This window comes from Variovorax sp. 10N420 (genome assembly GCF_056394705.1).
This window is the reverse complement of sequence record NZ_JBFTIJ010000006.1, coordinates 379,082-393,970: the sequence shown is the minus strand read 5'-3', so window position 1 is coordinate 393,970 and position 14,889 is coordinate 379,082. Positions and strand designations below refer to the sequence as shown.

Genomic DNA, 14,889 nt, shown 5'->3' with positions numbered 1-14,889 from the left:
TCAGCAAATACGGCTCAGCGCAGCGTACGCGCCAGCAGCGACTCCAGCGTTTCCTCAGCGCCTTTCAGCAGCAACGCCTCTGTCGCCTGAGCCGCGGCGGTGGCATCCGCATAGCGCGCAAAGGCAAGCTGCTTGTCCAGCGGCGGCAGCATCACCGGCAGCGATTTCAGATCCTGCTGATTCAGGCTCGCTTGGTTGATCGCGCGCTTGGCGCGGGTCTGAAAATGCCGAGAGGTTCGGCGCGTCTGCAGCGCGGCGATCAGGTATTGCGGCAAAGCACGTTCGGTGTTCGGCACCAGCCGCATCATGTTCGATTCGAAGACCGTCGGTTCGGCCACGGTGCGGATCAAGACGCTCTTGCCGAGGTGCTCCGGGCTGTTGACGCGGTTGATCAGGATGTCTCCAGAGTCCAGCGCATAGCGCCTCGCTTCGTCGTCCTCGATCTGAAGGCGCTTGAGCGAGCCGGGTTCGCGCAGTTCGCCGTCGCGAAAGCTGTCGATGCGAACGATCGGCGTACCGGCGCCGTATGCGGACTTGTGCTTGTAGAGCCCGTTCTGCGGACCGGTCTTCAAAAGGCTTTCGAGAGGCACGACGGGCCACTGCCTGGGATTGCCGATCGAATCGCCGAATACGTCGGCATAGAGCGCCGGCACCATCTGGACGGTCCGCTCGCGGATTTCGCGACGCAGGCGGATGGCGCTCTGCGCGCACGACAGCAGGTCGACGATCCGGCGCTGTTCATTCAAGTCGGGCAGCGGGATCTTCTGGTCGAGGACGTGAGCATCCGACACCGCCGGATACAGCGCGCCGGTCGCGAGCTTGCACACGCCATTGACGAACTGCCTCGACCGCACGAAGAAGTAGATGTATTCGGGCAGCACGCGCGGGGTCGCACGCAATATGCAGAAGGCGGTGCTTGCAATTTCTCCATCGAGTTCCGGCGGCACCAGCGCGACGGCGTTGAGCTTCGGCCGGACGGTTGAAACCAGCACGTCGCCAGTGCGGATCTGCCTGCGCGCGCGGCTGGGCGCTTCGGCGCCCATCATCTTGCGAGCGCCGGTGATGGTTTTCTTCTTGTTGTCGACGGCGGCGACATCGACGTAGGTGAATGGATCGCCCGGCCAGGCCGACGGGTTCATCGTGCCCGTCTTCGCCTCGACCACCTCCCGCAGCGCGATCCGTGGCGCCGTCATTCTTCTTCCCGCTCCGTGAGCAGGATTCGCAGGTTTTCCATTTCCTTGGCGAACTCCAGTTCGAGCGCGATGACCTCGTCGACCAGTTCGCGCGGGTTGCGATGCTCGGCTTGCGCTTCGGTCAGGGGTCGGTAGCGCGCCGCCGAGAGATTGAAGTCGTTGGCGCGCAGCGTGGCGGCGTCTGCGAACCACCATTTCTCGCCCCATTCGACCTCGGGTTCGCGCGCTTCCCAGCGGGCCAGCGACGTTTCGCGCTGCGCATAGGCTTGCGCCAGGCGCGGCAGGTCGTCGGCTTCGATGGGCCGGTCGTGATTGGCATCGGGTGCATAGCCGTCATCTTCGACATGCAGGAAGAGCACATGCTCGGTGTTGCCGCACTTGCGAAAGAAGAGCACCGAAGTCTTGACGCCCGAGTAGGGCTGGAACACGCCGCCCGGAAGGCTCAGTACCGCATCGACCTGGTTGTTCTCGACGAGCTGGCGGCGCAATTCCTTGTGCGCCGTGGTCGAGCCGAACAAGACGCCTTCCGGCACCACCACGGCGGCCCGGCCCTCGGCGCGGAGGCTGTCCATCATGTACTTGAGAAAGAGCAGTTCGGTGCTGCTGGTGGTGCCCACTCGCACGTCATCGATGATGCGGTCCTTGTCGACGCGCCCGGAGAAAGGCGGATTCGCCAGGACCACGTGAAAGCCTTCGGGCGGCAGGTCGAGCTCGGCCTTCTTTGAATGGTCGAGCGCCGAGGTCAACACGTTCCGCTGGAGGATGCGCACGTTGGCGAGGCCGCGCAGCGTGAGGTTCATCGTCGCGAGGCGGACCATCTTCGGGTCGACGTCGTTGCCGTAGAAGGTCTTGTCCTGGAGGATCGCGAGCTCTTCGTCCGTGAGCTTGTCGCCGAGGCCGCGCCTCAGGAGCTTGCCGTCGGCTTCGGCCTCCACGATGGCACCGGGCGATGAATGAGCGAGGCGGATGTGGTTGTAGGCCGCCACCAGGAACCCCGCAGTGCCGGCCGCCGGGTCGTAGATGGTTTCGCCGATGGTCGGGTCGACCATCTCGACGATGCGGCGGATGATGTGGCGCGGTGTGCGGAACTGGCCCAGTTCGCCCGCCTGCCTGATCTGCCGCAAGACGTGCTCGAAAAGGTCGCCCTTGGTGTCGGAGTCCGCGTCGGCCAGCCCGAGGCCATCCACGAGCCGAACGACCTGCGACAGCACGGTCGGCTCGCTGATGCCCAGGCGCGCACCGCGCATGAAGTCGTGCGCGCCGGCCGCGCCAATTTCGGAGAAGAACGGAAAGACCTCGTCGCGCACGAAGTGCACGAGCGCATCGCCCGTCAAGTCGGTCGCCCAGGCGGACCACCTGAAGCGCGAGCGCGGGATCACGGACGTGCCGGTCTGGAGGACCGTTGCCGTCAGCACGCCCTCGCGCGCGGAGGGCAGAGAAGCGTTGGACGCATTCCTGAGGGGCCAATCGCCGCTGAACATGCTGGTGTAGGGCTCGTTCAGCGTCTTGGCACGCAGGGCGTTTTCGTCGTCGATGGTCTCCAGCAGATAGAAGAAGAACAGGAACGACAGTTGTTCGGCGTTGCTGACAGGATCGGGGTAGCCGCCGCCAAAGAGATAGTCGCGAATCTGGTCGATGGACCGTCGCATTTCAGCGGTCAAAGGCATGGGGACAGGGCTTGGGCGATTCGCATGATGAGCCCACGAGTCTAAGAGGCAAATTGGAGCAAACTCCGGGGACCCGGCGAATGCCGCCATGACCAGAGAAACGCAGGAAACGCAGCCTCATGACCCAGGATCTCCCCGCATTCGAAGTGCTCCCGCGCGACATTTCCGCCTATCGCCACGGCAACACCGGCATTGACTACGTCCACCGCTTCGAATCCGGCCAGCCCGGTCCGCACGTGCTGATCAATGCGCTGACGCACGGCAACGAGATTTGCGGCATGGTCGCGGCCACGCATCTGCTGGACACCGGCGTCCGCCCCAAGATCGGCACGCTGACCGTGAGCTTCGCGCACGTGGAGGCCTACAACGCCTTCGCGATCGAACGGCCCTTCGACAACCGCCAGATCGTGCACAACCTGAATCGCGTGTGGTCCGATGAGTGGCTGGACGGGCCTGAGGACAGCCCCGAACTGCGCCGCGCCCGCGAATTGCGGCCGGTGGTCGCGGCGGCGGACCACATCCTGGACATCCATTCGACGAGCCAGGACGTGGTGCCTTTCTGGGTCTATCCGGCATTCGAGCGCAATGCCAGCGTGGCGATGGCGATCGGGTTGCCGCCCGTTCACCTCGCGATGCCGAGTGGGCTGGGTTCGGGCACGCCGCTGATCCAGCATGGCCTGCATGCCGGAGCGGATGCGCCCGGCGCGGCGGTGGTCGTCGAATGCGGCCAGCATTTCAAGAAGGCTGCGGCGGACCTCGCGACCGAAGTGTCGCTGCGCTTTCTGGCGCATTTCGGGCTGATCGAGAGAGAACCGGTCGCCGCGCCCGAGCCGCAGCGGCGCTTTGAATTGCTGCAGACGCACGTCATCCAGTCGGAGGACTTCCATTTCGTGCGCCCGCTGATCGGCTTCGAGACTTTTGCGAAAGGCGAGCTGATAGCAATCAATGGCCCGGACGAAATTCGCGCGCCATGCGACGAATGCACCGTGTTCATGCCGGCGCAACGGGTGATCGTGGGGCGAGAGGCCGTCTACCTGACGAAGCCTCTCTGAAAGCGGGCAGCCGCGCGGCTACTTGCCCCAACTGTCGCGCATGCCGGCTGCGCGATTGAATACACGCCCGCCCGATGCGTTCGCGCGGGAGTCCAGCACGAAATAGCCGTGACGCTCGAACTGATAGGGCGCGCCTTGCACCGACACGCCAAGTGAGGGCTCGGCATACGCCTGCGTCGTCTGCAGGCTCGCTTTGTTGAGTTCTTCCAGCAACTCGCCGCTGCCCGGCTGGGACGCGGCGAACAGGCGCTCGTAAAGCCGAACTTCGACCGGCACCGCGTCGGCCACCGCAACCCACGTGATGTTGCCCTTCACCTTGATGGCATCTGCGCCTGGTGTGCCGCTCTTGGTGTCCGGCACCAGCCTGGCCTGCACTTCGACCAGTTTGCCGTCCGCGTCGCGGGTGCCGCCGGTGCATTCGACGACATGCCCGTACTTGAGCCGCACCTTGTTGCCCGGGAAGAGCCTGAAGAAGCCCTTTGGCTGCACGTCTTCGTAGTCCGTGCGCTCGATCCACACTTCGCGCCCCAGCTTGAAGTCGCGTCGGCCCATCTCCGGGTGGTGTGGATGCACGGGCGCCGAGCAGTCGTCGAGGACGTCGTCACCGCCCATCAGCTCACCCCAGTTGGTAATGACCAGCTTGACCGGGTCGAGCACCGCCATGGCCCGCGGCGCGATCGGATCGAGCGTGTCACGCAGCGCGGCTTCGAGACTGGCGTAGTCGATCCATCCGCCCGACTTGGTGACGCCCGAACGCTCGCAGAACAGCCTGAGCGCCTCGGGTGTGTAGCCGCGGCGGCGCAGCCCGGCAAGGGTCGGCATGCGGGGGTCGTCCCAGCCGTCGACGTGGCCTTCCTCCACCAACTGGCGCAGCTTGCGCTTGCTGGTGATGACGTGGGTCACATTCAGCCGCGCAAATTCATACTGGCGCGGATGCGGCGAGGCGATCAGGCCCCCTTCGGCGAGGCGGTCAAGCAGCCAGTCGTAGAAGGGCCGCTGGTCTTCGAATTCGAGCGTGCAGATGCTGTGGGTGATCTGTTCCAGCGCATCCTCGATCGGGTGCGCGAAGGTGTACATCGGATAGATGCACCACTTGTCGCCGGTGTTGTGGTGCGTGGCGCGGCGAATGCGGTAGAGCGCAGGGTCGCGCATGTTGATGTTGGGGCTCGCCATGTCGATCCTGGCGCGCAGCACGGCGGCGCCGTCTTCGAGCCGGCCGTCGCGCATGGCGCGGAAGCGCAGCAGGTTCTCCTCGGGCGTGCGGTCGCGGAAAGGGCTGTCGGTGCCGGGCGTGTTGAAGTCGCCGCGAGTCGCGCGGATTTCGTCGGCGCTCTGTTCGTCCACATAGGCAAGGCCGGCGCCGATGAGGTATTCGGCCGCGCGATACATGAAATCGAAGTAGTTGCTTGCGAAGTACACGTGATCGTTCGGTGCGCCGGGGTGGGCGGGATCGTCCGTCATCGTGGTGCTGTAGCCCATCCACTTCACGGCGTCCCGGATGGCGTCGACGTATTCCTGTTCTTCTTTTTCGGGATTGGTGTCGTCGAAGCGCAGGTGGCAAATGCCGCCGTATTCCTTGGCAAGCTCGAAGTTCAGCCAGATGCTCTTGGCATGGCCGATGTGCAGGTAGCCGTTGGGTTCGGGCGGAAAGCGCATGCGGACCTTGGCCGGGTCCTGCATGCCCTGGCCGTGGTGTGCGGCATCGCCTGGGGTGCCGCCCCATTTACGGGTCGAATAGGTGCCCTGTTCGAGGTCGTTTTCGATCACGTGGCGCAGGAAATTGCTTGGCTTGGCGGTGTCGTTGTCGGCTGCAGGGGAGGTCATTCGCCCATTCTAGGGGGCGGTCTGCGGGCGTTACTTTTGGCAACTTTCTTCACAGTGCGGCGTACACCACATTGACACTTGCCGCGTTCAATACCTACATGGCGGCCAACACCGCTTCAACAGGAGATCCAGAGATGACCACGACCCGATCCACTCTCTTCAAATGGGCTGCTGCCGGTGCGGTTGCCGCAGGTGCGCTTTTTGGCATGGCTTCGGCCAATGCAGCCAACTGGTCCGTCGGCGTGAACGTCCCCGGCATCGCCGTGGGTGTTGCGTCGCCGCAACCCTATTACGCGCCGCCGCCGGTCTACTACGCACCGGCCCCCGCGTACGTCGCGCCCGCACCTGTGTATTACCGGCCCGCACCGGTGTACATGGCACCCCCGCCGGTCTACTACCGTCCGGCGCCTGGGTACTACCATCGTCACCACCGCGGACCGTACTATCGCTATTGAGCGCGGTTGAAAGTTAATGAGCGTTAGCCGTCAGCAATTTGCCTGCTGTCACATGAAAAGCCGGCCTCTGTCACAGGGGGTCGGTTTTTTCATGGACGGCTACATCGCGCGGAAGAGGTGAGCGTAGAGCCGGCTGACCGGGATCCTTTCCGGGCGGCCCCGCAAGGTGAGGTGCTGCCTGCCGGCGTCGTCGCGGCAAACCGATTCGATCGCGTCGCTGCGCACCACCACGGCCCGGTGTACCTGCCAGAAGACGTTGGAATCGAGTTGAGGCAGCAATTGCTTGAGCGGCGTGCGGATCAGGTATTCATTCCGGACGGTCAGCACCCGCACGTATTTGTCGGCAGCCTCGAAATATTGCACTTCGTCGATGGGCACCATGCGCACGCTGTTGCCCGACGAGCCCGCTTCGCTGGCCGGAATTAGCTTGAGCGGTGCTCCGGCTGTCGCGCCTGAGGGCAGGATGCCTTCGCTGGCTGCGGCCAGAACCTTGTGCCACTGCGCCAACGTGCTGGCGAGCGCATCGGCCGGCGCCGCGGCGGGCGATGGGGTGGATTGCAGGGTCTTCCGCAGTCGTTCCACGGTGCGCCGCAGGCGGTCGGGCTGCACGGGCTTGAGCACGTAGTCGATGGCTTGCGCATCGAATGCGCGCGCAGCGTATTCGTCGTAGGCCGTGACGAAGACCAGCTGCGGAATCGGCGCCTCGTCGCCGGGCCATGTATCGGCCAGTTCGGCGGCGACACCGAGGCCGTCCATTCCCGGCATGCGGATGTCGAGAAAAAGCACTTGCGGCAACTTCGCCAGAGCCTCGCGCACCGCGCTGCGCCCGTCGCCCACGACAGCGATGATTTCGAGCTCGGGCCATGCGGCGGCCAGCTCGGCCCGCAGGGCCTGTGCCAGCAACGGTTCATCTTCGGCAATCAGGGCAGTCGTCTTCATGTCGGCGAGGGAAAGCTGATGACGGCGCGCGTGCCGCCGGTGTCGAGAGGGGTCAGGATCATCGTGCTTTTAGGGCCATACACCGTATGGAGCCGCTCGCGCACCTGGGCCAGCCCGAAGCCGCCGGTTCCATCAGAAGCGCTATCGCCGTCGATGCCGACACCAGAATCGGTCACCTCGATGACGAGCTGCGCGCCTTCGCGCTTGGCCCGCACGGTGATTTCGCCGCCTTCCACCTGGGGCTCCAGGCCGTGGCGGATGCTGTTTTCAATCAGGGGCTGAAGCATCAGCGGCGGCACGGGCACATCGCGGAGGTCGGCGGGCAGATCGAGCCTGTAGCGCAGGCGCTCGCCCATGCGCACGGACATCAGTTCGAGGTAGTCGCCGAGCCGGTCGAATTCGGCGGACAGCGGATGCGAGAGCGCCCGTGAGCCGGTGAGCGTGACGCGCAGGTAGCTGTTGAGATGGTCGAGCATGGCCACGGCGCGTGGCGGATCGGTGGTGATGAGCGCGCGCAGATTGGCGAGCGTGTTGAAGAGCATGTGCGGCTCAAGCTGCGTTTCGAGCAGCTTCAGCTTGGCCTCCGTCGCATCGCGTTCCGCTGCGCTGATCTGGGCGGCCAGCGCCGCGGTTTGTCCGCGGGCATGAAAGAAGAAGCTGGCAATGGCGCCTGCGAAGATGGTGATGGCGAGGCTGATCGAGCTGTCGCGCGGCGTGCCGACGCCGCCGTCACCGAGGAAGAAATCCGCCAACCGGTCGCCAAACAGGAATCCGCAGGCGATGCCGACAGCGGTCAACACCACGCCGCGCCAGCCTTTGGGCCACCCATGTCCGCCGCTGCTGCTGTGGTGGCAGTTGCGCTCGTCGACGAAATAGCGGCCGAACTCGATCACGATCCACGACACGAAGCCGATCGTCAGCGAATATCCCAGCTGCACCAGATAGGTCTTGCGCGGCCAGATCAGCGTTGTCAATACAGCGACTGCGCAGCAAAACGCCGCCACTTGAAGGCCGTGGCGGGCGGCGTCGCTCCATCGGATGTTCATCGCTGCAGATTCTGGACGAAGAATTGCGTGATCGCCGCGTAGACGCCCGGCAGCGTTGCTCGGTCGAAGCCCGGCGGGTCATCCAGCAAGGCAGCCAGGCGCGGGGGCAGATCGGGCACCTGGGGCGACAGTGTCGAGCCGTGGCCGCCGCCCGGCATGTCCGCGACCAGCACGCACCGCTTGCACGCGGCACGCACCGCGTCGATGTGCCATTGGGGCGCCAGCCACGCATCCTTGCCGCCTCGCACCAGACCGAGCGGAATTCCCGGCGTCGCGAGAGAAGCCATGTCGATGGCCGCGGCCATGGGCACCGCGGCCACGGCGGCGGTGATGCGCGGATCGGTCCAGCCTTCGAGGGTGGTCTGGCTGCCCAGCTTGAAATCGATCACGCGGCGGGAAACCGCGAGGCGCAACGGGTCGAGCACGCCGCCGGTGAGGGACGTCGCCAAGCCCACGCAGGATGGAAAGTCTTCCGCCAGATGCGCCTGGCAATGCGCGTTCAGCAAGGCCGGCGACCAGCGCGCACCTGCCAGGGTCAGCGCGGTGAGGCCGCCTGCCGACATGCCGTAGATGCCGACATGCTGAAAGTCGAGCAGCGGCGCGAATCGGGCATCCCCGGCCATCGCGTCGATGGTTTGCGACACCTCTTTGGGACGGCGGCGCCAGGTCCTGGGGCCGACGTCGCTCATGTCGTGAAAATTGTCGCCAGCATGTTCCGGCATGGCGACGGTGAAGCCTGCGTTCACCAGCGTGATCGCCAGATCGGCCTGCGGCCAGGCGGAGCCGCCCGAGCCGTGCGACACCACGATCAAATGGCCGTTGCCCGCGACAGGAGCGGCGTCGACGGCGGCGCTCAGCGTGAAGGGGCCGCGATGCACCGTCTTAGGAGGCGCATCGGTCGGATAGAACACCGTGATCGGCCCCGAACCTGCGGGCGCCGCGAGCACTGCCAGTCCCGTGGCTGCTTGCGCAGCCGAAGCGAGCGCGCAGACCGCGACGAGCGCCAGGGCGCGGAGGTACCGGGCGCTCACCACCGGTCTCCCTTGGCACCGGACAGCCTGGCGCGTTCGCGTTCGACCATGCGCTCGAGCATGTTGCTTCCCGGCGCAAAGAGCCACACCGCTGCGCCGTGCAAGGCCAGACCCACCCCCCAGCCCAGGAGCGGAAAAATCGCCCAGCGATGGCCGCTTGCGAACGAGAGCACGACGAGCATCAAGTTGACCGCCAGATAAGCGGCGAGATGGATGAACCAGCCGATCTTGGCCTTGGCGCGTCGGCGGGCCAGTCGTTCGATGTCATTTGAGTCCATGGCGAATATCTCCGGATGTATGGGTGGATTTATGGGTAAATGGAATGTCAGATGGCGATGGTTGCAGTGCGGTCGGCATGGATTGCCAGGCGCCAGAGGCGGATCGCCCGGCCGGCAAATATGCCCGTGAAAGCGCCATAGAGCGCGCTGATGCCGATCTCGAAAGTGGCTTGGTGTCCGAGTTCCGGATGCATGGCGAGCAGTACACCCACGACGTATTTGGTGAAGAAGATGCCCATCATGAGCATCAGCGGCACGGCCGTGCCTGCGAGATGAAAGCGGCGCGCCGCGGCGTCATAGCGCGTGCTCGCCGGCACGGGCCGCTGCACCACAAGGGCTAGCACGGCAAGCGCCGCTGCGGCCCAGGCCGGCAGAGCCATCAAGGATTCACCGAAAGCCGAAGCGACGCCGAAGAGCGACAGGCAGATCATCACGGCGGGCACGATGGTGACGCGGGTCAGGCTCACGCTGCTTGCGAGCAACTGCTTGGCGCCGAACCAAAGCAGGAGAGCAAAGGAGACGAACACCCACTTGGGCGTGTGGATCAGGATCTGGGTCAGCATCGTGTTTCTCCGTAAGGATGGGGGATGAGGGGTCAGGGATGAATGTCGATGGGCGGACTGTGCCGATCGATTCACGGACTCGCCATCGCTGTGCGACGAAACGCAAGCTGGCGGCGCCAATTGCGATCGGGCGGCGCCAGACGCAGACGTCAACCTGTGCTTTACCGTCCCTTTACGGTTCGTCGCGGTGGAGCGCTACGATTCGGCGATCAACTACAGGCAACCTGCATTTCTGCATACCTGCCCAAAAGCACCGATGTCGTCACCCTCCGCCGCCGAGCCCGTTCCCGCCCCCCAGCCCAACCATCGCGCTCCCTCCCGCAAGCGGCGCTGGCTTGGCAGCCTGTTGGCCGTTCTGGTGACGCTCGCGCTGATCGGCGGCGCCGTCTATCTCATCAAGCGCCCGCCCGCGCCCACAGGCGGTGCCGGCGCTTTCGGTGCTGCTTCGACCGTCGGCCACGCGGTGGCACGGCGCGCCGACCTGCCGATCCTCATCGACGCGCTCGGCACGGTGACGCCGCTGGCGACGATCACTCTCCGGCCGCAGGTCGGCGGTGTGCTGACCGAGGTTCACTACACCGAAGGACAGATGGTTGCCAAGGAGCAACTTCTGGCGCGCATCGATCCGCGCCCTTACGAGCAGGCGCTGGCGCAGGCCCAGGGCACGCGGGTGCGCGACGAGGCGCAACTGGAAGCGGCGCGCGTCACGCTGTCGCGCTACCGGACGCTGCTCACGCAGGATTCGATCGCGCGGCAGGACGTCGACACGCAGGCCGCGCTGGTCAAGCAACTCGAAGGGGCCGTGATTACCGACCGCGCGGCCGAGGCCGCTGCCAAGCTCAACCTCGAATACACGCGAATCGTCGCGCCGGTTGCCGGACGCATCGGACTGCGCACTGTGGATCCCGGCAATACCGTGACCGCCAACGCGACCACGGGCATCGCGATGATCACGCAGATGAACCCGATCGATGTGCAGTTCGCCGTGCCGCAGGACCGCATTCCCGACATTCAGGCGCAACTCTCCAAGGGAGAGAAGCTGCCCGTGAAGGCGCTGGACCGCGTTCGCAGTTCGACACTCGACACCGGCTTTTTCTCGACGCTCGACAACGTGGTCGACACCAGCACAGGCACGGTCAGGGCCAAGGCGCGTTTTGCGAATGCCGGAACACCGCTCTTTCCCAACCAGTTCGTCAATGTGCAGATGACGCTGCGCACCGTGAGCGCCATCGTCGTGCCCGTGACTGCCGTGCGCACCGGCCCCAACGGCACCTTCGTCTATATCGTGAACGACGACCGCACGGTGTCGATGCGCGCTGTGAAGCGGGGCGACGCGACCGTCGACCTGGTGTCGATCGTCGATGGCGTCAAGGAAGGCGACATCGTCGTGACCGAAGGTGGCGATCGCCTGAAGGACGGCGCGCGCGTGCAATTGCAGGGCGACAAGCCCGCCGCGGCAAAGCCTCCGGGTCAGAAGGGCCCGCGCGGCGAAGGCCAGGGCCAGGGCCGTCGCCAGCGTCCGCCGCCGCAGTGAGGGGACCGAGATGATGAGTCCGTCGCGCGCTTTCATCGAGCGGCCGGTCGCGACCGCGCTGCTCATGGTGGCGATCGTCCTCGCGGGGCTGGTGGGTTTTCGCTTCCTGCCGCTTGCCGCGTTGCCCCAAGTCGACTACCCGACGATCCAGGTCCAGACGCTCTATCCGGGCGCCAGTCCGGAGGTCATGAGCCGCACGGTGACGGCGCCGCTCGAGCGCCAGTTCGGGCAGATGGCCGGACTCGACCGCATGAGTTCGACCAGCGCGACGGGCGTGTCGATCATCACGCTGCAATTCGCGCTCGACCAGACGCTCGATGTCGCCGAACAGCAGGTGCAGGCCGCGATCAACGCTGGTGGCTCGCTGCTGCCGGCAGACCTCCCGGCGCCACCGGTGTATGCCAAGGTGAATCCGGCGGACGCGCCCATTCTCACGCTGGCGGTGAGTTCGGAGACGATGCCGCTGACCGAGGTGCAGAACCTCGTGAACACGCGCCTTGCGCAGAAGATCAGCCAGGTCAGCGGGGTGGGGCTGGTGTCGCTCTCGGGCGGCCAGCGGCCAGCCGTGCGTATCCAGGCGAACACCGATGCGTTGGCATCGGTAGGCATCGGTCTCGATACGTTGCGCACGGCCATCGCGGCGGCCAATTCGAACAGCGCCAAAGGCAGCTTCGACGGGCCGAAGCGCGCCTACACCATCAACGCAAACGACCAGCTTGCAACCGCCGCCGACTACAAAAACCTGATCATCGCGTGGAAGAACGGCGCGCCTGTGCGCATGAGCGATGTCGCGCGCGTGGTCGACGGCGCCGAGAACACGCAGCTCGGCGCCTGGGCGGCGCTGCGTTCGGATGCGAAGCCGACTGGTACGACGCCAGGGGCGCAAGAGACCCAGGAGGCCCAGGAGGCGCAACCCAAGCTCTATCCGGCGATCATCCTGAACGTCCAGCGGCAGCCGGGTGCCAATGTGATCGGCACGGTCGACGCGATCAAGCGGCAGTTGCCTGAGCTCGAGGCATCGCTGCCCGGCTCGATCAAGGTGGAGGTACTGAGCGATCGCACGACGGGCATTCGCGCGTCGGTGAGCCATGTGCAACTCGAACTCGCGCTGGCGGTGGTGCTGGTCGTGCTGGTGATCTTCTTCTTCCTGCACAGCCTGCGCGCGACGGTGATCGCGAGCATCGCGGTACCGATCTCGTTGATCGGCACTTTCGGGCTGATGTATCTGCTCGGCTACAGCCTCAACAACCTGAGCCTGATGGCGCTGACCATTGCGACAGGCTTCGTGGTGGACGACGCGATCGTCATGATCGAGAACATCGCCCGCTATCTGGAGAAGGGCGAACCGCCGTTCCAGGCAGCACTCAAAGGCGCGACGCAGATCGGGTTCACGATCATTTCGCTGACGGTTTCGCTCATCGCGGTGCTGATTCCGCTGCTCTTCATGGGCGATGTGGTGGGGCGGCTTTTCCGCGAGTTCGCGGTGACGCTGGCAATCACGATCCTGATTTCGGCGGTGGTCTCGTTGACGCTGGTGCCAATGATGTCGGCGCGCTGGTTGAAGCCCGAATCGGAAGAGGGTGGCCGTTTCGGCGTGAGCGTGCAGCGATTCTTCGACCGGGTGATCGCACGCTACGACCAATGGCTGCAGTGGGTGTTCCGGCATCAGCCGCTGACGCTCCTGGTCGCGGCGCTGACGCTGGCGCTGACAGTGCTGCTTTACGTCGTCATTCCGAAGGGGCTCTTTCCGACGCAGGATACGGGTCAGCTCCAGGCGCGCATCCGGGCGGCGCAGGAGGTGTCGTATGTGCGAATGGCCGAGCTGCAGCAATCGGCGGCGAATGCGATCCTGGCGGACCCTGACGTCCAAAGCCTGAGTTCTGTGGTGGGTGTGGATGCTGCCAACAACACGGCGCTCAACGCCGGAAGCATGCTGGTCAACTTGCGCAAGGGCCACGATTCGCAGAGCACTGTGATGCAGCGTCTGCGCGACCGCGTCAATGAAAGCGTGGCGGGCGTGAGTCTGTATCTGCAGCCGACGCAAGACTTGACGATCGATGCGGAGACGGGGCCGACGGAGTTCCGCCTGTCGCTCGAAGGCGTGGACACGGCGACGGTGAACGACTGGGCGCGCAAGCTGGTCGAGCGTCTGCGCACTGTGCCGGAGGTGCGCAATCCGACGACGGATGCAGGGGCGCAGGGGCTGGCCGCTTATGTGGACATCGACCGCAATACCGCATCGCGGCTGTCGGTGACGGCAAGCTCGGTGGACGACGCGCTCTACAGTGCCTTCGGGCAGCGGATCGTATCGACGATTTTCACGGAGACGAATCAATACCGGGTGATCCTCGAAGCGCAGCGCGATGCCTTGTCTTCGCCGGAGCTGCTGGGGAACCTGCAATTGCGCACGGGCACGGGCGCGCCGACGCCGCTGTCTTCATTGGCGACGGTGCGCGAGCAGTACGCGCCACTGCAGGTGACGCGGGTGGCGCAGTATCCGGGCGCGACGGTGGGCTTCGATACGGCGCCAAACCTGGCGCTCGGAAAATCGGTGGCGGCGATCCGCACGGCGGCCAAGGAGATCGGCCTGCCGCCGAGCGTGACGATGACTTTCCTCGGCGCGGCTGGAGCCTATGAGAAGTCGCTCACCAATCAGTTGTGGCTGATTCTTGCGGCGGTGGTGTGCGTGTACATCGTGCTGGGGGTGCTGTATGAGAGCTACATCCATCCACTGACGATTTTGTCGACGCTGCCTTCGGCGGGTGTGGGTGCGTTGCTGGCGCTGATGGTGACGGGCAACGACCTGGGGGTGATCGGGATCATCGGGATCATCCTGCTGATCGGGATCGTGAAGAAGAACGCGATCATGATGATCGACTTCGCGATCGATGCGGAGCGCCATCAGGGCAAGTCGCCTGAGGAGGCGATTCACCAGGCCGCGCTGCTGCGCTTTCGGCCTATCTTGATGACTACGTTGGCTGCGCTGTTTGCGGCTGTGCCTCTGATGTTCGGATGGGGCGAGGGGGCTGAGCTGCGGCGGCCCTTGGGGCTGGCGATATTTGGTGGGCTGGTGGTGAGCCAGGTGTTGACGCTGTTCACTACGCCTGTGATTTATCTTGGGTTTGATCGGTTGGGGCGGCGGTTTGGGCGGGGGGCTGAGGTGTGACTGTCTTGGTTTGCGGTCCGCTGGTTTGGTGGGTCCGCCCGGTATGCGGTGCGGGCTGCACAACCCCGCTGCGCCGGCCCTTCGGGCTTCCCTGCAGTGCTCACGTCAGGCGGGGTCCGCGTGAAACTCGCTGCGCTCAAA

General features: G+C 65.1%; 12 protein-coding genes. 4 read left to right on the top strand and 8 right to left on the bottom strand.

Features of this window, described 5'->3' with window-relative positions; all coding sequences use genetic code 11:
* Window positions 1-14: 14 nt before the first annotated feature.
* Window positions 15-1,193 carry a restriction endonuclease subunit S gene (locus AC1DEK_RS18215; RefSeq protein WP_478126670.1) on the bottom strand — a complete coding sequence of 393 codons (1,179 nt, stop codon included), beginning with the start codon at window positions 1,191-1,193 and terminating at the stop codon, window positions 15-17.
* A complete protein-coding gene (locus AC1DEK_RS18210) occupies window positions 1,190-2,842 on the bottom strand; it encodes an HsdM family class I SAM-dependent methyltransferase (protein ID WP_478126669.1) in 1,653 nt (550 codons plus the stop codon). The genes AC1DEK_RS18215 and AC1DEK_RS18210 overlap by 4 nt, the downstream gene beginning before the upstream one ends.
* A gap of 137 nt (window positions 2,843-2,979) precedes the next feature.
* On the opposite strand from AC1DEK_RS18210, the gene AC1DEK_RS18205 reads away from it, so the two are divergent.
* Window positions 2,980-3,912 (top strand): M14 family metallopeptidase, encoded by a 933-nt coding sequence (locus AC1DEK_RS18205; protein WP_478126668.1) that lies wholly within the window; start codon window positions 2,980-2,982, stop codon window positions 3,910-3,912.
* Between the two features lie 18 nt (window positions 3,913-3,930).
* Here the strand turns inward: AC1DEK_RS18205 and AC1DEK_RS18200 are convergent, their stop codons facing one another.
* Window positions 3,931-5,736, bottom strand: a complete 1,806-nt coding sequence (locus AC1DEK_RS18200; RefSeq protein ID WP_478126667.1) for a glutamine--tRNA ligase/YqeY domain fusion protein — start codon at window positions 5,734-5,736, stop codon at window positions 3,931-3,933.
* A 134-nt stretch (window positions 5,737-5,870) separates the two neighbouring features.
* Here AC1DEK_RS18200 and AC1DEK_RS18195 point away from each other — a divergent pair, with 134 nt between their 5' ends.
* Window positions 5,871-6,191: a hypothetical protein gene (locus AC1DEK_RS18195; protein ID WP_478126666.1), complete on the top strand. Its 321-nt coding sequence runs from the start codon at window positions 5,871-5,873 to the stop codon at window positions 6,189-6,191.
* Window positions 6,192-6,290: 99 nt separating this feature from the next.
* On the opposite strand, the gene AC1DEK_RS18190 is transcribed toward AC1DEK_RS18195, so the two are convergent.
* Genes AC1DEK_RS18190 through AC1DEK_RS18170 form a run of 5 tightly spaced genes read right to left on the bottom strand, consistent with a single transcriptional unit; the run spans window position 6,291 to window position 10,048 of the window.
* Window positions 6,291-7,130 carry a LytR/AlgR family response regulator transcription factor gene (locus AC1DEK_RS18190; RefSeq protein WP_478126665.1) on the bottom strand — a complete coding sequence of 280 codons (840 nt, stop codon included), beginning with the start codon at window positions 7,128-7,130 and terminating at the stop codon, window positions 6,291-6,293.
* Window positions 7,127-8,176, bottom strand: a complete 1,050-nt coding sequence (locus AC1DEK_RS18185) for a sensor histidine kinase (RefSeq protein WP_478126664.1) — start codon at window positions 8,174-8,176, stop codon at window positions 7,127-7,129. The genes AC1DEK_RS18190 and AC1DEK_RS18185 overlap by 4 nt, the downstream gene beginning before the upstream one ends.
* Complete coding sequence (locus AC1DEK_RS18180; protein ID WP_478126663.1) at window positions 8,173-9,207, bottom strand: alpha/beta hydrolase family protein; 1,035 nt, start codon at window positions 9,205-9,207, stop codon at window positions 8,173-8,175. Before AC1DEK_RS18180 ends, AC1DEK_RS18185 begins: the two co-directional genes overlap by 4 nt.
* The gene (locus tag AC1DEK_RS18175) at window positions 9,204-9,485 is read right to left on the bottom strand and encodes a 2TM domain-containing protein (RefSeq protein WP_478126662.1); all 282 of its coding nucleotides are present in this window, start codon (window positions 9,483-9,485) and stop codon (window positions 9,204-9,206) included. The genes AC1DEK_RS18180 and AC1DEK_RS18175 overlap by 4 nt, the downstream gene beginning before the upstream one ends.
* Window positions 9,486-9,532: 47 nt before the next feature.
* The gene (locus AC1DEK_RS18170; protein WP_478126661.1) at window positions 9,533-10,048 is read right to left on the bottom strand and encodes a DUF6622 family protein; all 516 of its coding nucleotides are present in this window, start codon (window positions 10,046-10,048) and stop codon (window positions 9,533-9,535) included.
* Window positions 10,049-10,304: 256 nt separating this feature from the next.
* Here AC1DEK_RS18170 and AC1DEK_RS18165 point away from each other — a divergent pair, with 256 nt between their 5' ends.
* Both AC1DEK_RS18165 and AC1DEK_RS18160 read left to right on the top strand, forming a co-directional pair.
* A complete protein-coding gene (locus tag AC1DEK_RS18165; RefSeq protein WP_478126660.1) occupies window positions 10,305-11,582 on the top strand; it encodes an efflux RND transporter periplasmic adaptor subunit in 1,278 nt (425 codons plus the stop codon).
* A 13-nt stretch (window positions 11,583-11,595) separates the two neighbouring features.
* Window positions 11,596-14,748, top strand: a complete 3,153-nt coding sequence (locus AC1DEK_RS18160) for an efflux RND transporter permease subunit (RefSeq protein WP_478126758.1) — start codon at window positions 11,596-11,598, stop codon at window positions 14,746-14,748.
* Window positions 14,749-14,889: the final 141 nt, after the last annotated feature.